The 19,241-nt window shown below is 57.4% G+C and carries 15 protein-coding genes; 10 read left to right on the top strand and 5 right to left on the bottom strand.

Features of this window, described 5'->3' with window-relative positions; translation table 11 throughout:
* Positions 1 to 72 precede the first annotated feature (72 nt).
* The 6 genes from fadA (at position 73) to AB1L30_RS09115 (ending at position 8,029) form a co-directional block, all read left to right on the top strand.
* On the top strand, positions 73 to 1,233 hold the full coding sequence (gene fadA / locus AB1L30_RS09090; RefSeq protein ID WP_367013103.1) for an acetyl-CoA C-acyltransferase FadA: 1,161 nt from the start codon (positions 73 to 75) through the stop codon (positions 1,231 to 1,233).
* An 18-nt stretch (positions 1,234 to 1,251) separates the two neighbouring features.
* Positions 1,252 to 2,937, top strand: coding sequence for an AMP-dependent synthetase/ligase (locus AB1L30_RS09095; protein WP_367013104.1), 1,686 nt, complete (start codon positions 1,252 to 1,254; stop codon positions 2,935 to 2,937).
* A 156-nt stretch (positions 2,938 to 3,093) separates the two neighbouring features.
* On the top strand, positions 3,094 to 5,028 hold the full coding sequence (locus AB1L30_RS09100) for an acyl-CoA dehydrogenase family protein (RefSeq protein WP_367013105.1): 1,935 nt from the start codon (positions 3,094 to 3,096) through the stop codon (positions 5,026 to 5,028).
* A gap of 36 nt (positions 5,029 to 5,064) precedes the next feature.
* Positions 5,065 to 5,751: a 2-C-methyl-D-erythritol 4-phosphate cytidylyltransferase gene (ispD, locus tag AB1L30_RS09105; RefSeq protein WP_367013106.1), complete on the top strand. Its 687-nt coding sequence runs from the start codon at positions 5,065 to 5,067 to the stop codon at positions 5,749 to 5,751.
* A gap of 110 nt (positions 5,752 to 5,861) precedes the next feature.
* The gene (gene tyrS / locus AB1L30_RS09110) at positions 5,862 to 7,154 is read left to right on the top strand and encodes a tyrosine--tRNA ligase (protein ID WP_367013107.1); all 1,293 of its coding nucleotides are present in this window, start codon (positions 5,862 to 5,864) and stop codon (positions 7,152 to 7,154) included.
* A gap of 143 nt (positions 7,155 to 7,297) precedes the next feature.
* Positions 7,298 to 8,029, top strand: a complete 732-nt coding sequence (locus tag AB1L30_RS09115; protein WP_367013108.1) for a hypothetical protein — start codon at positions 7,298 to 7,300, stop codon at positions 8,027 to 8,029.
* Here AB1L30_RS09115 and AB1L30_RS09120 read toward each other — a convergent pair.
* The 3 genes from AB1L30_RS09120 to AB1L30_RS09130 form a co-directional block, all read right to left on the bottom strand.
* A complete protein-coding gene (locus AB1L30_RS09120; RefSeq protein ID WP_367013109.1) occupies positions 7,978 to 8,349 on the bottom strand; it encodes a DNA polymerase ligase N-terminal domain-containing protein in 372 nt (123 codons plus the stop codon). The two genes, AB1L30_RS09115 and AB1L30_RS09120, sit on opposite strands and share 52 nt — an antisense overlap.
* Before the next feature lie 5 nt (positions 8,350 to 8,354).
* Positions 8,355 to 10,841, bottom strand: coding sequence for a hypothetical protein (locus AB1L30_RS09125; protein WP_367013110.1), 2,487 nt, complete (start codon positions 10,839 to 10,841; stop codon positions 8,355 to 8,357).
* Between the two features lie 231 nt (positions 10,842 to 11,072).
* Complete coding sequence (locus AB1L30_RS09130; RefSeq protein ID WP_367013111.1) at positions 11,073 to 11,939, bottom strand: hypothetical protein; 867 nt, start codon at positions 11,937 to 11,939, stop codon at positions 11,073 to 11,075.
* Between the two features lie 373 nt (positions 11,940 to 12,312).
* Here AB1L30_RS09130 and AB1L30_RS09135 point away from each other — a divergent pair, with 373 nt between their 5' ends.
* Together AB1L30_RS09135 and AB1L30_RS09140 are read left to right on the top strand one after the other, a co-directional pair.
* Entirely contained in the window at positions 12,313 to 14,208 is a 1,896-nt protein-coding gene (locus tag AB1L30_RS09135; RefSeq protein ID WP_367013112.1) for a hypothetical protein, read from the top strand.
* Between the two features lie 86 nt (positions 14,209 to 14,294).
* The gene (locus tag AB1L30_RS09140) at positions 14,295 to 14,771 is read left to right on the top strand and encodes a hypothetical protein (protein WP_345092202.1); all 477 of its coding nucleotides are present in this window, start codon (positions 14,295 to 14,297) and stop codon (positions 14,769 to 14,771) included.
* 24 nt (positions 14,772 to 14,795) lie between these two features.
* Here the strand turns inward: AB1L30_RS09140 and AB1L30_RS09145 are convergent, their stop codons facing one another.
* Both AB1L30_RS09145 and AB1L30_RS09150 read right to left on the bottom strand, forming a co-directional pair.
* Positions 14,796 to 15,017, bottom strand: coding sequence for a hypothetical protein (locus AB1L30_RS09145; protein ID WP_367013113.1), 222 nt, complete (start codon positions 15,015 to 15,017; stop codon positions 14,796 to 14,798).
* Positions 15,018 to 15,300: 283 nt separating this feature from the next.
* On the bottom strand, positions 15,301 to 16,635 hold the full coding sequence (locus AB1L30_RS09150) for a dihydroorotase (protein ID WP_367013114.1): 1,335 nt from the start codon (positions 16,633 to 16,635) through the stop codon (positions 15,301 to 15,303).
* 434 nt (positions 16,636 to 17,069) lie between these two features.
* On the opposite strand from AB1L30_RS09150, the gene ccsA reads away from it, so the two are divergent.
* Together ccsA and hemA are read left to right on the top strand one after the other, a co-directional pair.
* On the top strand, positions 17,070 to 17,966 hold the full coding sequence (gene ccsA, locus AB1L30_RS09155) for a cytochrome c biogenesis protein CcsA (RefSeq protein ID WP_367013115.1): 897 nt from the start codon (positions 17,070 to 17,072) through the stop codon (positions 17,964 to 17,966).
* Positions 17,963 to 19,237 carry a glutamyl-tRNA reductase gene (gene hemA / locus AB1L30_RS09160; protein WP_367013116.1) on the top strand — a complete coding sequence of 425 codons (1,275 nt, stop codon included), beginning with the start codon at positions 17,963 to 17,965 and terminating at the stop codon, positions 19,235 to 19,237. Before ccsA ends, hemA begins: the two co-directional genes overlap by 4 nt.
* The last annotated feature ends 4 nt before the right edge of the window (positions 19,238 to 19,241 follow it).

The raw sequence follows: 19,241 nt of genomic DNA on the forward strand, positions 1-19,241 counted from the left end.
GCATCCCCTCGTGCGTTGCCGGAAGACGCAAGTGTTCTGGCAGTGGCCGAAGTCATAATAGAAAGCAACATCATGAATCAGGCCGTAATCATTGACTGTGTGCGAACACCGATTGGCCGTGCTCATCCCGAGCGAGGTTATTATCGCGACGTGCGAAGCGACGACCTGGCGGTTCATTGTGTCGAAGCCCTGCTGAAGCGAACCGGCATCGACCCCAACGAGGTCGAAGACGTTCTCTTTGGCAATACGCAGCAAACGCTTGAACAAGGTTTGAACGTCGCTCGCATCATTGCTCTAACGGCCGGGCTTCCCGTGACTGCCGCCGGTGCGACCATCAATCGGCTTTGCGGCAGCAGCCTGCAAGCCTTGAATCAGGCCGCCCACAGCATTTTGGCGGGCGCTGAAGATGTTCAGATCGTCGGCGGTCTCGAACATATGACCCATGTGCCGATGGATCATGCGTTGGACATCAACCCGAAGCTGTACCATCACACTTCGGAAGCGGCCCTGCACATGGGGATCACCGCGGAGTTCCTGGCACAAACGCAAGGCATTTCGCGAAAAGCTCAGGACGAGTTCGCCCTCGGCAGCCATCAAAAAGCAGCGGCCGCAATCGAAAGTGGCAAGTTCCAGAACGAAGTCGTGCCGACCCATGGCCGCACGGAAGAAGGTGCCCGGCAACTGTGGACCGTCGATCAATGCGTACGACCCGATACCAGCCTGGAAGCCTTGTCCGCGCTGCGTCCCGTTTTTATGCCCGATGGTGGCACGGTGACCGCCGGGAATGCTTCGCCGATCAACGACGGGGCCTCGGCTATGTTGATGATGTCGGATGCCTCGGCCAAGCGACTGGGGCTGAAGCCAATGGCCCGCGTCGTGGCGACCGCCGTGGCTGGCGTCGAACCTTCCGTCATGGGCACCGGTCCGATTCCGGCAACCCAAAAAGCACTGAAGCGTGCCGGTCTAACGCTCGACCAAATCGACCTTGTCGAACTGAACGAAGCGTTTGCCTCGCAGTCGTTGGCATGCATTCGTGGGCTCGGTTTGGATGAATCGAAGGTGAACGTGCATGGCGGTGCGATCGCGATCGGTCATCCTCTGGGTTGTTCCGGAGCACGTATCAGCACCACGCTGCTGCATGCCATGCAAGATCGCGGAGCGAAGTACGGCCTGGCGACCATGTGCATCGGTGTCGGTCAGGGCATAGCCACCATCTTCGAGCGTCTCGACTAACCAGCCCGGAGATCTCGGATGGATACGAGGGAAGAGCTTGCCGAGAACAGCTCGATCGCTGCGATGTTTCTGCATCGGGTTCGGGCAGGGCGCCATCGGCCTGCCCTCTGGTATCGGGAATCGGCAGACGCTCCGTTTCAGTCGGCGACCTGGGAAGATCTGCTGCACGATGTCTACGCGATCGTGCGCAGCTCGGAAGAAGCCGGACTCTACGTAGCTGGTGATCGAGCCGTACAAATCCGCGATAACAGTCGCGAGTGGATCACTTTCGACCTGGCGATGATGATGCTAGGCGTCTGGCATGTGGCCCTCAACACGCACCTGGCGCTCGATCAAATGGTTTCCGCCATTCAGCATTGCGAGCCGAAGTCGATCGTCGTCGCCACACCGCAGCTCCGTGACCGACTGGCGGCTATCTGCGGTGAGATACCGATTACACTTTCGTCTCTCTCAAACGATGACGCGTCCCAGGTAAGCACCGACGAAGTACTGCAGCATCTGGAAGAGCGTGTGGCGGGCATCGATCCGAACTCGACCTGCACGTTGGTTTATACCTCTGGGACGACCGGCCAGCCGAAAGGGGTGATGCTCAGCCATCGCAATCTGGCCTTCGACGCCCAAGCAACAGTGCATGCCTACGACGAGAAGCCGGTCGACAAACGGCTCAGCTTTTTGCCTTTCAGCCACTTGTATGCCCGGACATGCGACGTCTATACCTGGATCGCTCGCGGATCGCAGTTGGTGCTGGCCTTCTCGCGAGAAACGATCTTGGGCGACTGTCAGGCCACCACGCCCACGCTGATCAACGGCGTGCCGTACTTCTATCAGAAGGTGGTGGAAGGCTTGAAACTGAGTGGCAAGCTCGACGAACGCGGTTCGTTGAAGAAAGCGTTTGGTGGCGAGATCCGCATGTGTGCCAGTGGCGGTGCTCCGCTGGCGAAGTGGGTGATCGATGCGTTCGAGAAGCAGCAAGTTTCGCTGCTGGAAGGTTACGGCCTGACCGAGTCGTCGCCGGTGATCACCGTTTCGACCGAAGGAGCCCATCGCCCCGGCAGTGTTGGGAAACCGCTGAAAGGCGTCGAAGTTCGCGCGACCGAAGCAGGCGAGATCGAAACCCGCGGGCCACACGTGATGCAGGGCTATTACCAGAACGATGAAGCAACGCGCCAAATCATGGATGGCGAGTGGCTACGGACCGGCGATCTTGGCCTGATCGACGACGAAGGCTTCCTTTGGATTACCGGTCGCCAGAAAGAGATCCTCCTCCTTTCGACCGGCCGCAACGTGAATCCGGAAGCCCTCGAGATCGCCATCGGAAGCGATCCGCTGGTCGCCCAGGTCATGGTCTGCGGCGAAGGTCGTAAGTGCCTGTCCGCCTTGATCGTTCCGAACCCCGATCTGCTACGGCAACGCATCCAAGAGGCTCGGCTATGGGTTTTCTCGAAGCAACAAGCGCTCGAGCATCCCACGGTGCGGCAATGGTTCCGCGACATTCTCGACTGCCAACTGGCCAATCGTTCCGACTACGAACAGGTCGGGCCCTTCACCATTCTGGGACAAGGATTCACACCAGCCAGCGGCGAACTGACCCCGAAGCTCAGCTTGCGGCGGTGCGAAATCCTAAAGAACTACGATGCCATAATCCAGCAAATGTACGAGCCCGCTCAGGTGTCGCGTCCCTGGTGGCGGTCTTGGTTGCCATAATCCTTTGTTAAATTAGGACTTGCGGCAAATACTTTTCGCCCTGTCCGAGCCTCGGGCGAAAATATAGCGTAGAGTTAATTAGCTTGGACGCCTATTTAACGGGGGCATATCCCTCGTTAAGACAACACTCCACTTCTCTTGGCGGGAGCAGCAACGATGAGCAGCGATACAACGAACTCGACCGCACCGGAAACACCGGCGACGGAACAAGAAGAGACTTCCTTTGCCGAAACCGCTTTGAAGCTGGGTGGTAAGAGCGCGGACGAAGCCCGCCGAACCGGCGCGATCGACTCGGCCGACGACCAGGTCGAAAAGCTCTTCCAGCCGCAATATCAAACCGCCAACAGCCCGGCCCATCGCGCCGTGTGGGATCGTGGAATCTCGGTCGAACTGTTCGAGTCGAACCCACTCGAAACGGCTCCCGAGATCCGCAAAGTGATGGACGACAGCCTTGAGGTGGTGCGAGGTTTTCGCAACAGCAAGACCATCACCGACGAAAAAGGGAAGATCCGCGACGAAGTCCTGAAAGCCCTTGGTGAAGCGGGCTACTGGGGTCTGCTGGTCGATAAGAATTACGGCGGTAGCGGCACGCCTTTTCGCTCGTTCGCGCCCTTTCTGACGCAGATGGCAATGATCGATCCGACCCTCGCCGGTCTGGCTTCGGTGCATGGCTGTATCGGTGCGGTCGATCCGGTGAGCACCTTCGGCAACGAAGAACAGAAGCAGCGTTACTTGCCGAAGTTGGCCAGTGGCGAACGTCTTTCAGCGTTCGCATTGACCGAGCCTTGTGCAGGTTCGGACCTGACGGCATTGAAGACGACGGCTCGATTGGATGGCGATTCGTACGTGCTCAACGGCGAGAAACTGTTCATCACCAACGTCGTCCCAGGCCGAACGATTGGCGTGGTCTGCTTGATCGACGATGTTCCCGCGGTGCTGGTGGTCGATCTACCAAACGAAGAGAACGACCAGTTCCAACTGCGAAAGTATGGTTTGTGGGCGCTTAAGCACACGTACAACCAGGGCATCATCTTCAACAACTTCCGCGTTCCGAAAGAGAACCTATTGGTTCCTGGCAAAGGAAACGGACTGACGATTGCCTACCATGGATTGAACCTGGGGCGTATCAGCCTGTGCGCGAATGCGGCCGGGACGATGCGACTGATGATGGCCAGCATGATCCCTTGGGTTCACTTCCGCGAAACGTACGGCGAACCGATCGCCAAGCGCGAACTGGTTCAGCGTCGCCTCGGCAAACTAGCCGGGATGATCGTTGCCTCCGACGCGCTTGTGGCGTGGTGTTCGACGCTGATCGACGAAGGTTACCGCGGCGAGATGGAGTGCATCATCGCCAAAATCTTCGGTAGCGAGTCGCAGAAGGAAGCCGCGATCGAGTTGTTCATGAAGACTCATGGCGGACGTTCGTTCCTGCATGGTCACATGTTCGGCGACAACGTCCACGAGTACCTGGCCCCATGCATTTATGAAGGGGAAGGAGAGATGCTCGGGATGGCGTTCTTCAAGTCACTCGTGAAAAAGCACGGCACCCAGTTCTTTGAACCCATCGGCAAGGCATTGCATGCCGCTGGAATCAAGAAGCCAAACCCACTGAACCCGGCTCATGCCTGGGCGCTGAAGGGAGTGATTGCTCCGTACGCGTCGTGGATGATGAAGGAGTACATGGGGGGCAAGCCGAAGCCGAAGTTTCCGCAGATGCCTGATAACTTGCGGGCTCACGCTCAGTTCGCGGCCGATCATCTGCAGGATATGCCGCTGCAAATCTCGGGCACGATGCGAAAGCATCAACTGAAGCTGGCAGATCGTCAGTGCCGCATGTCGTATCTGTCGCAGAACGTGCAGAACCTGATGACGATGTTGGCAACCGCCCTTTACGCCGCCAAGCAAGAGAACGAAACCGTTCGGGCCGCGGCCGATATTGCTTGCCGCGATTTGAAGCGGAAGGTTCTGCTGACGGCACCCAGTGATCGATACTTCCGTCGCGTTTCGGAAGTCGGGGGCATGGTCGCGGAAGGAAACTTCCCGGGCGTCGACGTGCCCCCAGACGAAATCATGATGCGGTATGATAAGTAACCTCTGGTTACCTGTCGCCAAGTAAGGACCGCATCGTTGATCAAGTTCAGTGTCATTCTTCCCGCCGCCGGCCGCAGCACGCGTTTTGGCGGCGGCGAGCTTAAGAAGGTCTACGTTCCCCTACTCGGTCAGCCGGTTTGGCTTCACAGTGCCCGGCTATTCGCGGCTAGGCCAGACGTCAGCGACGTAGTGGTTGTGATCTCGGCTGACGACGAAGCGTACTTCCGCGAGAACTTCGCCGAAGTCTGCCACGAGATAGGCATTCAAATCGTGCTCGGCGGCGAAACGCGTACCGACTCGATCGCCAATGGTATCGACGCTCTCGACAGTTCGAGCCATTTTATAGCGATCCACGATGCCGCTCGGCCAGGGATCGACAATGTGATGGTCGATGCGGTCTTCAATGCGGCGGCCGCCAGCGGAGCCGCGATTCTGGCCTTGCCAGTTCCAGGCACGCTGAAACGGGTTTCTGCCGAAGGGACCATCTCGGAAACGGTCCCTCGTGATGGAATCTGGGAAGCACAAACCCCCCAGGTATTTCGCCGCCCGGTGATTCTCGAGGCATACGAGAAGTTCCGCAACAAACCTGCCACCGACGACGCCAGCCTGGTCGAACGCCTCGGTCACCCGGTCACGGTTGTGAAGGGTTCGTTAAACAACCTGAAAATTACCACCCAAGACGACCTGGTGGTTGCCCAAAGGTTGCTTTCCGAAAGAAGTTGAACCGTCGCCGCCGATTCAGTGTCGTCCCGTAGTGAAACGAGGCATTTTTTCATAAAATGCCCCTTTCCCAACGATAGCGATAACCCTCTTACGGCGGCGATTTTCGGCAAATGAAAGACATTTACGCAGAACTCTCGTGGCGTGGCCTGATCAATCAAACCACCGGTGACGACTCGTTCGCTACCTGGCTCAACGAGCAGTCTCGAACCGTCTATGCCGGTTTCGATCCCACCGCCGATTCGCTGCACGTCGGGCATATGCTCCCGCTGATGCTGCTGCGACGGTTTCAAGCCGCTGGCCATAAACCCATTGCCCTGGTCGGTGGTGCGACCGGCATGATTGGCGACCCCAGCGGTAAGAGTGCTGAGCGCAATCTGCTGTCGGTCGACCAACTGCGAGCCAACGTCGACGCCATCAAAACGCAGATGCACCAGTTTCTCGATTTCGACGAAGCAGGAAGCGGCGCGGTGCTGGTGAACAACTTCGACTGGATGCAAAGCTTCAGCTACCTCGACTTCCTTCGCGATATCGGGAAGAACTTCCCCGTGAACGTGATGATGGCGAAGGACTCGGTGAAAGGGCGTCTGGAACGTGACGACGCCGGGCTCAGTTACACCGAATTCAGCTACATGCTGCTCCAGGCCTACGACTTCGTCCACTTGTACGACAAGCTAGGCTGCACGCTGCAGATTGGTGGCAGCGACCAATGGGGTAACATCACCGCCGGGATCGACCTGGGACGACGCATGCGTTCCGCTCAGTTGTTCGGCATGACCTGCCCGCTGCTGACCAAGAGCGACGGCACCAAGATGGGCAAGACCGAGTCAGGCGCCATCTGGCTTTCGGCCGAGCGGACCAGTCCATATGCCTTCTACCAATATTGGATCAACGTCGCCGACGAAGACGCTGGGAAGTGCCTCCGCTTCCTCACGGAACTGGAACGCGAAGAGATCGAAGCCCTCGACAAGGCTCGCGTTGACGAACCTCACAAACGCGAAAGCCAGAAGCGTCTGGCCGAGGCACTGACTGAGTTGGTCCACGGCAAGGCAGGCGTCGAAAGTGCCCAGCGGGCGACCGAGATCTTTTTCGGAGGAGAAATCGACAATCTCAGCGACAAGCAGTTGATCGAAATCTTCGCCGATGTGCCGAGCCAGCAACTTGGACGCGATCGCCTGGCAGCGGATGGTGGATTGAACATTGTTGATGCATTGGTCGAATCAGGTCTTTGCAAAAGCAAGGGAGATGCCCGCCGAACCGTTTCGCAGGGCGGGGCTTACGTCAATAATCGCCGCATCGAAGAGACCGACAAGATGCTTGGCACAACCGACCTGGCCAGTGAAACGGTCATGGTGCTGCGAAGCGGCAAGAAGAAATACGCTTTGTTGCGGTTTGCCGGCGAATAATCGCAAACTTGCTAGCGGCCACCGATTCAAATTGACGCCGACCTGAGAAATTCCTACGATTCCCGCAGACGCTCCCAACTCGGAGCGGGGTATCTTCCCTCTTTCCCAGGTCGACGGTGGCGCGGTCCAAAAAGACGTTTATCGTGGTTTTTGTGGTAGCGGTCGCAATTATTGCGGCGGTGACCGGCTCGGTTTACAACGCCAGCCAGCACATCCCCGAGTTCTACGATCAGGCCCTGCATGTCGAACCGACCCTTGCCGATGAAACCGGCGAGATCCTGGAAGAGCAAGTCTTTGCGTTCACCAATCAGGTGAAAAAGCCGCGTCGCTGGTCGTTGCGTCTGACCGATCAGCAAATCAATGGCTGGCTCGCGTCGGACTTGAAAGAGAAGTTTCCAGACCTGCTGCCGGAATACATCGAAGACCCACGCGTCGCCGTGAAAGGCAAGACGCTGCTGGTTGGCTGCAAATACAACGGCCAGTCGCTCAATTCGATTCTCGCGGTTTCGCTTGACTGCTTCCTGGTGGAAGGAGAAGCGAACGTCGTCGGCATTCAGCTTCACAACGTCACTGCGGGATCGTTGCCGATTCCCATTGGCCAACTGCTAACCGAGATCGATTCCTACGCCGACAAGGCCGACATCCCGATTCGCTGGCAGCAGCGCAATGGCGATCCGGTCGCTTTGATCACCATCCCCGATTCCGGTAGCGAAATCGATGGCGAGATTCGCATCGATGCCTTGGAACTGAAGGATGGCGAGATCCTGCTCTCTGGCGAGACCATCAAGACCGCCGAGGAAATCCAGCAGGAAGCCGAGGCCGATCAGTCGGTCGCCGAAGAGGCCTCCCCTCCCCCTGGCATTTCTGAATCTTGAAGCCGCAAGATCAAGCGGCCAACCAGCGTTGCCCCCGCTAGTTCGACCTCGACTTGATGGGCTTCGCGAATCACCCAGGAAAAACTTCCACGATCGGCCTGGGTCACTTCGCCACGATCTCCTGAAATGGGTCCCTCGTAGTCGAGGTACATCAATCGGTGATCAAAATCAGGGATTGCCTCGGTTGGCTCGTTCACCCTGGGAAATTCCCATAACGTGAACGTCTTCAACACATCGCCATCTTCCAGCAGCAGATCGTAGTGATCTGGCTTGCTGGCGTGTGACGGAGTCCGATGATGCAGGATCGCGAAACGTGGCATGTCCGTTAGTATACGGTCGTGCTTTGCTCTGCGACCACGCCTTGCGGCGATTCCTGGCTTCGCACTTCGGCCCGAATCGTCTTCTTGCCAGGCGTCGACGTCTGGACATCGAAGGTCAGGCTGACCTGTTCACCCACACGCATCACTTGCAGCGGCTGGATGGCCACCGTCAGCAGATCCTGCGACTGCGATACCTGAGGACTCACTGGCCCAGTCAGCTGCAAAAACCGCATTCCGGCATCCAATCGCAAGGTGATGGCGACGTTTTCGTCGATGACGTTGCGACCGTTCTTGATCGTCAGCACATAGCGAATGTTGCTACCGGCTCGCACGCCTTCGTTCAGGTCGGAAAGCGACGCTTCCAACTGCCCCGTAACCGGCTGGTTGCCGCCCAGGTTGCCTTGGCCTGGTTGGCCAACCGTCGGAGGTGGTTCAGCCGCTGGGGCCGATTGAGGCACGATCTGCGTGCAGACTCGAGCATTTTCGGTTACACCTTGGTCGGTCGTCGCGGTGACCGTATTACATGCCGATCCAATCGGTCGATCGGAGCGAACCATCATTTCGACCACCGCTCGCTGGTTCGGCATGATCTGATCGAATGTCCACACGGCACCGTTGGCGACGTCGCGGGCCGGGTCCGTGCGGCCGACGATCTGGAAGGCAGGGTCGACGCTCTCTTCGACACGGACATTGGTCAGCGGCGTGGAACCGGTGTTCACCAGCACGGCCTGGAACAACACGTCCTGACCGACTTCGTGAACTTCTTTGGTTCGGATTTCTAAGGTAAACGTAGGCTCTGGAGCGGGTGGATTCACCGACACGCACGCCGTCGACGACTTCCCTTGGACACCGTTGGCAGTCACCGTCAAGCGATGACAATAGCGGCCTGGTGTCTGGGTCTGGAAGGAAAGCCGACGCGTTACGGCCTGACCAATCGCAAGGGTCCCCAGATCGTTGACGATCGGGCTCGTTTCACCTGGGAAGACAAGACCTTGATCGAAGATGTCTTCCAGCTTCAACCCCACGAGCGGCTGATCGCCCGTGTTTCGGATGGTGACGACATACTCGACCGGTTCACCCACGATGACCGCTTCAGGGCCTTCCATGGTGAGGTAGATCGCATCGACCATCACCTGGGTGTCGACACAGTCTTGGCTTTGCAGGCCAGGCTCGGCCTGGACGGTCACGCAGTTCTGGATCGATCCTGACTGGTTCACTCGTGTGTTGAGGGTGATCTGGCGGAAGCCTCGAGCTTCCAGATCACCAATTTGCCACACCAGTCGATTCCCTTCCTGCCGGGCGGCAGGCGTGCTCGATTCGTAGGTCAATCCCGGGGGAAGGACAACCGTAGCGATCGCATTTCGAGCAGCCACATCGCCACCATTCTGGACGTTGATATTGTAAACCGCCTGGGCGTTGAATTCGGCGACTTGTGGACCGGTCATGTCGACAGCAAGCTGCGGAGCACTCCAGGTCACGGTTGTCACGCCTGAACCAAGCATCAGGTTTTCGGCATTGCTTTCAGGGTCGAGGTTCGGCTGAACGATCGTCACGCGAACCTGGGCCGTCCCGGGTTGATTGGAAAGGGGAGCCAGTTCGACCGTCGCGAAACCATCGGCATTGGTCTTCGTCTTGACCGGCACACCTTGTTCGGCGGTGCGGCCATTGATCAGAAATGCCGACGCCGGGCCATCGAGCACCTCGTACATTACTTCCCAATCCGCCACCGGCTGACGGTTCGTTTGTCGCAAGACGGTTGTGCTGAGCACAGCCTTATCGCCTGCCGGAACCACAACGGGAGCCGGAAACTGCCACTGCGCGTCGACCCAATAGATCGTCGCGGTTTGCTGACGAGCTGGCCAATTTTCGAAGGTGGGTGCCAGCGCGGTCACACGGCTGACACCAGGAGCGGCCGAACTGACCGACATCCAGGTCTGGCCACGCAACACACGGACATCGTCGCCTGGCAGTTCGGTGCCGCGGTCGACAGTCTTATCGCACAGCAGCGTACTGCTCGTCGCGAAGTCTGGTCCCTGGACACCGTAGTTACGGTTCGAGACCAGATCGAACATGTTCGAGTCTTTACCGACTTCGGTGATATAGCCGACGCTCTCTCGCGACAAAATCCAATTGACCGGACGGCCTGCTTCATGAAGGTGACGCTTACGGTTCAAACCGGCGACAAGCACGACTTCCGTACCAACCGGAGCGACCACTCGCGATGGAGAAAGCTGTAAGGCTTCAGCCTCGGCCAGGTCTTTCGGTGGTTCTGGCAGCGGCGTCAACGGTGTGACACCCGGAGCGGGACATGGCGAGAGGGGAGCAGGCTGTTGAAAAGCTGGCTGCTGATTGAAGCAGCCCAGGTTGCAGTCGACGGATGTCGAGTCGCCGCGGGCGAAGATCCGCTGTCCGGTTGGGTCGATCCGAGGCACATTGATCTGAGCGCACCCCGAGCCGGCGATTGCAACCCAGAGGATTGCAAGGAGCAACATTCGCTTCGTGCTTGTTGACCACCGCATGACTCTATCCATAACGCAGACGTGGAGTTCCCGACGTAGCTTGCCCAGAATGACAAGCCGTGAAAACTTAGCACGCGGTTAGGCAACATGCGGTGTTTTTTCATCATGGGATGTTGGGAAAAAGCAACACGACCCGTGCGGTTGTAAGTCCCGCACGGGTCGTGTCGATGGTTTCGATTATCGTGGGCTCTTCCGCCCCGATGCTTAGCGGTTGCGAGCGAAGATGCCGGTCGCGTACCAGATTCCGTTACGCCCCCGTTTCATGTCGTAGCCATAGTAAACATTGGCATCGCTGACTGCCGACCAGTGTCCCGACGAATGACGCCAGCTTCGGACGCATTCAATCGCGGCGTCTTCCAGACGCTGCCCTGGCCAGCTTTCGGCACACACTTCCGTTGGCACCAGGCCACCGGGCAGTTGAGCGCTGATCTGGTGGAAACGTGATTCCCACTGATGATGCCCTTGCAGTTGCATGCTGGCCTGATTGCGGCTGTGGCGGAAAGTTTCCAGCGCCAACAACCGACGGAATACACCGCCGGTGCTGCGTGGCTTTTCTGGGTGCATCCGCACGGCGTAGATCAGCGTACGCTGGGTGAGCGAACCAGGAGGAAGCGTCAGGATAACTTCCATCTCGGTCGTGGTTCGACCTTGCGTTCCTTTGAAGTTGAACTGACTGACCACCTGTCCCAACTGGGTTGGGTCGTTATTGGTGTAGTCGACGATGGCGATACCACCGGTGCCATACATGTACTGAAAGGCAGCGTGGTTCAAAATACGCGTCGGCTTTTCGTCGACGGTCACGGTAGCGTCGACGCCCAGATCAGCGACGACATAGTTGGCCAGCAACTCGGCAACCCGCCGATTAGTCAAGGTTTGCTGCTTGAATTGCTTGGCGGCCGCAGATTGATCATCAAAGACAATCATCAACATCTTCTTTTCCGCGGTCGCAGCTTTGACGGCACTCGAGTAATTGTCGTGCCATTGCTGCTCGGTAGATTCGGCCAATGCCATGCTCGAGCAACTTGCGAAAAGCAAAACGTTGGTCAGCACGCAGAGGGTACGAAGCGACATGTTCATGGAGCCCGGGGAGGTTCGAGGAAAGTAAGCTGGGGGTAACAAACTTCGGTATTTGCACTGTCGAAACAGGTTTTACCGGTAAAGTCGATTAAGTAAGGGTAAAACTGCCAGTTGTAGCAGTCAATCTACTAGTTCAGCCTCCCGCCTGAAGAGATCCAATTTCCTCGGATCTTTGCCGGGATGTCAACACAGGCAAGGTGCGAACTATAGGAAATACGTGTCAGCTCCGAAATCTTTGCGTAATGGGCATCTTTCCAGGGGAATGACGCCCATGAAAGCTTCACGAGACCTCCTAAACGGTATATCTTGTGGATTGCCCTGACCGCGAACCCCGTAAACGGCCCCTCCAGCACGGATGAGGAACATCATGATCTGCAATCCATGGCGCACGGCAGCCCTTAGTCTTCTATTTCTTGGTTCAGGTTTCCTGATTTTCAGCTCGGCAGCTTCTGCTCAGGAATCTGCTCCGGCCAGCGATCTCTCGCAGGCTGTGATCGATGCGCAAGCGAAGTTCAAGCCCGTGTCGGCTGAGGAAGTGGCTGCGGCCAAAAAGACCTTAGAGTCGAAGCTCGGTACCCTCGAGAGTTTCCTCGCCAATGGGACTTCCGAAAACGAAGCGGCATGGAAGGCATATCTGCGGTGGGACGATCTTCAGACACAGCTTTCCGCGGAAAAACCGGACCTGCGAACGCTAGAAGAAATCTATCTGAAATACCGCGGGTCGTATGCCGGTCTTGACAAGCCACAGACCGTGGCGGCCCGTCAGGCCCTACGTAAGTACATCAACCTGGCCTACTTCTCTCAGGTCGACCAGTACCCCAAGATGTACGAAATTCAGCTCAAAACCCTGGCCGACGCGGTCAAGCGATACCAAGATACGGCGGCTAGCGAAGATGCCTACGTGATTGGTCCGATCCTGGGTTGGCTCGAACAAGGTAATCAAGTTCCCGATTTAATCGATCAGATTCGCTCGGAGCTCGATCAACCGAACCTCTACGCCTCGGTTTCCCGCGAATTGATCGCCGGTGGAATCGCCCGTCCGGTCAATCAAACGACTCCGGTTCGTGAAGTGATCTTGGGCACCAACGTCACCGGCACGGCTCATATGCATGGCAATGTCGACGTGAAACTGGTTCCTAGCGAAACCAAGGCGATCATCGAACTGACACTCGACGGTGAAGTCACCTCGAAGAACGTTGGTGTCAACGGTCCTGCCACGATCTACTCGACCGGTTACAGCAAGATCGCTGCCGCCAAAGAGCTGATCTTCGACAAGAGCGGCCTGTCGGCCAAGCCAGCCACGGCCCAGGCCTGGACGACGACCACCTTTGATGCGATCTGTGCCAAGTTGAAGCTGATCCAGAAGATCGCCACCAAGCGAGCCTATCAGCAAAAGGGGCAGGCTCAGGCCATCGCTTCGCAGCGTACCGAATCGAAGGTTGAAGCCAGTTTCGATCGCGAAACAAGAGATCTCGTTCACGACGCCAACTCGCGTCTGCAGGAAAAGCTGTTCCGCGCCTTGATTGGTCGTGACGAATTTCCCGATCACCTGAAGGCTTCGACCACGGCGGATGCCCTGAATCTGGAAGTGATGCACTCGGGCCAGGGGCAACTGGCTGCTTCGTCGCCAGCTCCTGCGGCGGAAGACCAGGAAGCGGACCTCACGCTGAAGCTGCACGAATCGATCATCCACAACTATGGCGAAGTCTTCCTGGCGGGCGTCAAACTGACCGACGAACGACTGGTCGAGATCCTCGACCAACGTGGCGCTGAGATTCCTGACGAACTGAAGATCACTGAGGAAACGGACCCTTGGTCGATCACCTTCGACTACAAGAGTCCCATCCAGGTTGTCTTCGATAACGACACGGTCAAAATTGGGATCCGTGGTCGCCAGTTCACCCGTGGTGACAACGAAGTGAATCGCACCATCGCGATTAGTGCCGACTACAAGATCGAGAAGGGGGAGAACGGCACCCTCCTGACTCGCACTGGCGAAGTCTTGGTCGACTTCCCCACGCAGGAACGCCTCGGCCCGCTCGATCTGACGGCGAAGACCTTCCTTCGCAAGAAGTTTGAAGCGGTCTTCAAGCCCGAGATCGTCGGCGAGGGGATCAAGCTTGAAGGGGAATGGGCCGACGCTGGCACGCTTCGCATCTCGTCCCTGTCCGTCACCCCAGGCTGGTTCGTCGGAACATGGCGTCTGGAAGCCCCGCAGCCAGAACCGGCTGCTGCGACAGAAACCACTTCTGTGGTAGAGTAAGGGCTGAAGCAACCTGACGATGGTTTGCCGTGCGGCGACAGCTTTCGCCGCACGATTCTCCCTGCCAGACTCGCGAAGGAGCCCACATGGAACGTTGGGTAGAAATCCAGTTCGACTGTCTTCCGCTGCGTTCGATCGATCGGATGGATATTCCGATGGATGCCTCGCCGAAGTTCCAGCAGCATTGTCTTCGCGTCAAGTCGGCCATGGAGAAGCATGGTTCGCACAACACCTACTATCTTCACAACGCGACGTGCACCTATCACCTGCTGAACCATCCGCAGGACGGCATGATCCAGTTCAAGTTCCATGGCACCGTCATCACCGACGAAAACGACATGGAAACCCGCGGCAACGACCTGGAAGTGGAACTGGTGAAAGAGACCTGCACGTGGCTCTCGGAACCGATCGTCCACTGGTTCCAGGAAACAGTCCAGCGGAGCGTCGCCGTCGAATTCGATCGCTACATCCAGGCCGGTGACCTGAAAAAGACCGAAGAACGGATCGCCAAGATCAAAGCCGAAAGCGAATCGGGCGACAGCTTCATGGGCATGTATCTGTAAGATGCCTAGCGGCAGAATTGCCCGCTAGATCTTTTCCCCGCCCAACGCCCAGTTGATCCATCGATCGACACAATTGGGTGAGCGAACGTCGACATACAGGCCCCGCACGACCAGCTGGCCTGTTTCGTTCAACGGGTCTGCCGTGGCGAAGGCATCTTCCGCGACGTCACTGGTAAAGCGATTTCGATAGCGAAACCGGTCAACCTCTTCCCAGAACTCAGGGGCCTTCAGATCGGCCTCTTCCACGCGTAGAGCGTTCGCGACAGGGACGATGCAGTACGCCGTCCCAAAACATCTCGAAGAACTCACAATCGACGAGCTCCGCGACGCACACGCCATCGTATTCCACATACCAGCCATGCTCGCGTCCGTAGTTGGATCGCCAGATTTCGAGCAGCTTTCGGTAGTCTTCTGATAGAGACATGCTACGTGCGGCCTAGTACGGCGGTGGATCATGTTCACAGGCAACAAAAAAGGCTCCGACAATGCCGCCGGAGCCCTTATTTTGAATTCGCCTGCGAGGAGTCGCTTAGTCCTCGACACCTTCCCAGTAACCGCCGCGGCTGTGGTCGAACATTGCTTCGACGCCCATGCGGGACTCGTCGAACTTGCCGTCGCGGTAGACTTCTTTGCCGCAAACCCAAGTCCGAACCGGCCAGCCCGTTACCTCGCGACCCTCGAACGGGGTCCAGCCGCACTTCGTTTCCATGTGCGGGCCACGAATGACCTGAGTCTTGTTCATGTCGACCAGCACCAGGTCGGCATCGTAACCAACTTCGATGCGGCCTTTTTCCATGATATCCCACACCAGGGCAGGACCTTCGCACATCCAGTGCACAACGTCTTCCAGGGTGCACTTATCTTTGGCGACCATGTCCAGCATCAACGGCAAGGCAGTATCGACTCCAGGTACACCGCTCGGCGAATCAGGGTATTTCGCACACTTTTCTTCCCAGGTATGCGGGGCGTGATCGGTGGCAACGATCTGGATCTTGTCGTCCAGCAGGGCCTGGAACAACGCTTCATTGTCCTCCTTCGTCTTCAGCGAAGGATTCATCTGGACCAGCGTGCCCATGTTCAAATAGTCGTCCACGTTCAGGAACAAGTGATGCGGCGAGACTTCCGCCGTGATCACGTCGCCATGGTCCTCAAAGATGTCGACCGAGGCACCACTGCTGACGTGGCAGATATGCAAACGATGCTTGTATTCACGAGCCAACGCGCAGGCCTTTTTCACCGACGCAACTTCCGCTTCGACGCTGCGAATCCTGGTGTGGTCGATCACATTGCGTGTTCCGGCACATTCCAGTTTCATCTTTTCGATGATCGATTCGTCTTCGGCATGGACGGCGATCGGCAGCTTGGTTTCGGCGAAGATCGCTTCCAGCAAGCCAGGATCGGTCAAAGCCATGTCGCCGGTGCTGCTCCCCATGTAGATCTTAATCCCTGGGGTGCGGGTCGCCTTCTTCAGCTCGTCGATGTTGTGCAGGGTCGCACCAACAAAGAAACCGTAGTTGACGATGCTTTTGTTGGCCGCCAGGGTCAGCTTCTCTTCCAGCAGCTTTTGGGAAACGGTCGCTGGATTGGTGTTCGGCATTTCCAGAAAGGTGGTAATCCCACCCTTGGCACATGCCCGGCTACCACTGCGAAGGTCTTCTTTGCTGGTCAGGCCCGGATCTCGCATGTGAACGTGGGCGTCGATCACACCTGGCATAAGCGTCATGCCGTAGGCGTAAACCGTTTCGTCCACCTTCACCGATTCGGCCGGATCGATCTCGGCAATCTGAGCTCCGTCGATCAGGACGGAAGTCTTCTGAGGTCCATCCGGCAAAATCACCGTGGCATTCTTAATGAGCGTTTTCATTCAATATCCTGCGGTCGAAAACGATTGGCCCACGTCACAGTAGGGGGTGGCCGACCCGAAAGAAACCCGTCGGCGACGAACGTGGGATGCGAGATTCAACTAGCGAACCCTAGGTGTCGGGCGCATGAAAGAACCCCGAGTCTAGAGCGTAAACGCCTACTATAAGAAGTTTTGCCCCCTCATGAAAGCGGTCCGAATCGGCTGGTATCGGGCGAAATGCCCTTCTTTGCCCTGGATTCCGCCCCCTACCACGACGAGGGGGAGTTACCCTTCGCGGGCCCTCACAACTAAAATAAGTGAGTCGACATTACCCACCTTTCCAGGAAGCCGGGACGAAGGCCTTCATTGCGATGAAGCTTCCGGCCTACCCAACCGATCCCACTAACGAGGAAAGAGTCCCCTTCTCTTCGCGAAGGTCCGATTGAAACGGTCATATGCTATCTGGGATCACGCTGCTGATATTCGCTGCCAGTTATGCCATTACACTGGGGCTCGAGATTGCGCGGATATTTGTCAGGGCTCGCTCCCGGGCAGTCCTCTCACTGGGATTCGCGGTGCTGGGCCTGGCGGCTCACACATTCTACTTGGTGGGTGAACAACAAGGTGTCATCCAATCGGGACCCATCTCATCATGGCATCAGTGGTGCCTGATGGCGGCCTGGGTCCTGGTTTCGCTCTACGTGATTGCCGCGTTCTCTCAACCAGGTACGTCCCTCGGCCTGTTCTTGTTGCCGTTGGTACTGCTGCTGGTTGGCGTCGCCTATCTAATGGACCGGGTCGCCCCCTTTTCGACGACCACTTCCGCGGAAACCTGGGGAGTCATTCACGGCACAGCCCTGCTCGCGGGGACGGTGATCGTGATGCTGGGCTTTGTCACCGGCATCATGTACCTGATCCAGTCGTATCGGCTGAAGCACAAGATGCTGTCGACCGAAGGTTTCAAGTTGCCGAGCCTCGAATGGCTGGAAATGACCAACCGCCGGGCCCTCGTGATCTCGACCTGTTTACTGGCTGGGGGGCTCTTCGCAGGCATTCTGTTGAAACTGAATCACAATAGTTTTCCGTGGACCGATCCGGTGATCTGGAGTTCCGCGATCCTGTTTTTGTGGCTGGTCGCCGCCATGATCTTCGAGCTGGTTTATCGTCCGGCTCGTCGAGGACAGAAGGTGGCTTACCTGACGATGGCGAACTTCATGTTCCTGGCCTTGGTGCTGGGTCTGATTTTGTTCGGCCCTTCGCAGCATGCCCGCAACAGCGAAACGACGACCGAAAAAGACGACACCTCTCAGGTATCGCAGGGAGTCGACTCACCAAGGAGCCTCATCCGATGAAGCTCCACATGATTGGCTGCAGTCACCACAACGCGAATGTCGAAGTTCGCGAGCGTCTGGCATTTACGCCAGAGCAAGCTCGCAAAGCGATGCTGATGTTGCGGGAACACTTCCCCGACACGGAATCGGTGATTCTGTCGACCTGTAACCGGACGGAGTTGTATACCGCTTCGGTCGATCCGACGCGGTTTCCATCGCATCACGAGATGGTCGATTTCCTGGCTCAGTTTCATCAGCTTGAGTCGGAAGATATCTTCGACAACGTCCTGGAGCGAACCGGTGAAGATGTCGTGCGGCACCTGTTTACCGTCGCGGCCAGCTTGGACAGCATGGTGGTCGGAGAAGCTCAGATCCTGTCGCAGGTCAAACAGGCCTACGAGATGGCGACCGATGCTGATTGTGCCGGAACGCTGACCCACAGCATCTTTCAGGCCGCCATCCACGTCGCCAAACGGGTCCACAACGAGACCAACATCCATCAGAAACGGGTCAGCATTCCGAGCGTCGCCGTGGGTGAGTTCGCGTCGAGCATCTTCGACCGATTCGACGACAAGAAGGTGCTGATCATCGGTGCTGGCGAGATGGGGGAGGAAACGCTGAATTATCTTCGCGACATGGGCGTTCGCGACTTCAGCGTGGTGAATCGAAACCTGGAACGGGGTCAGAAGCTGGCCGAAGCCTTCAACGCCGAAGCGTTTCCATGGACCGAACTGGTCCGGCAACTCGTGCGGGCCGATGTCGTCATCAGCACGACCGGAGCCACCGAGCCGATCATGACCTACGATCAGTTCCTGGAAGTCGAAACCAAGCGGTACCAAAAGGCCATGTTCATTTTGGACCTGGCGATTCCCCGCGACTTCGATCCGAAGATCGGGACCTGCGTCGGGGTCTATCTTTTCTCGATCGACGATCTGCAGAAGGCATGCGAGAAGAATCGCAAGGCACGCGAACTGGAATGGCCCAAGGCCGAAAAGATTGTCGAAGTCGAGACCTCAAAGTTCATGGCGGATTTACACCACCGTGCGACCGGGCCGACTATCAAGCGGCTGAAGCAAGCCGCTGACGAGATCAAGCAAGACGAACTTCGTCGTCTGATGAACAAGATGGCCGATCTCGACCCAAAGCTCCAGAACGAGATTCAACGCTCGTTCGATCGATTGGTCAATAAACTGCTGCACCCGCCGCTCGAATCGCTTCGCGACGATATGGAAAGCGCCGCCCCAGGCGGCTTGCTGGATGCGTTAAAGCGTCTGTTCCGCCTCTACGACTAAGCCG

The organism is Bremerella sp. JC817 (assembly GCF_040718835.1).
In the GTDB taxonomy this organism is placed as follows: Bacteria; Planctomycetota; Planctomycetia; order Pirellulales; family Pirellulaceae; genus Bremerella.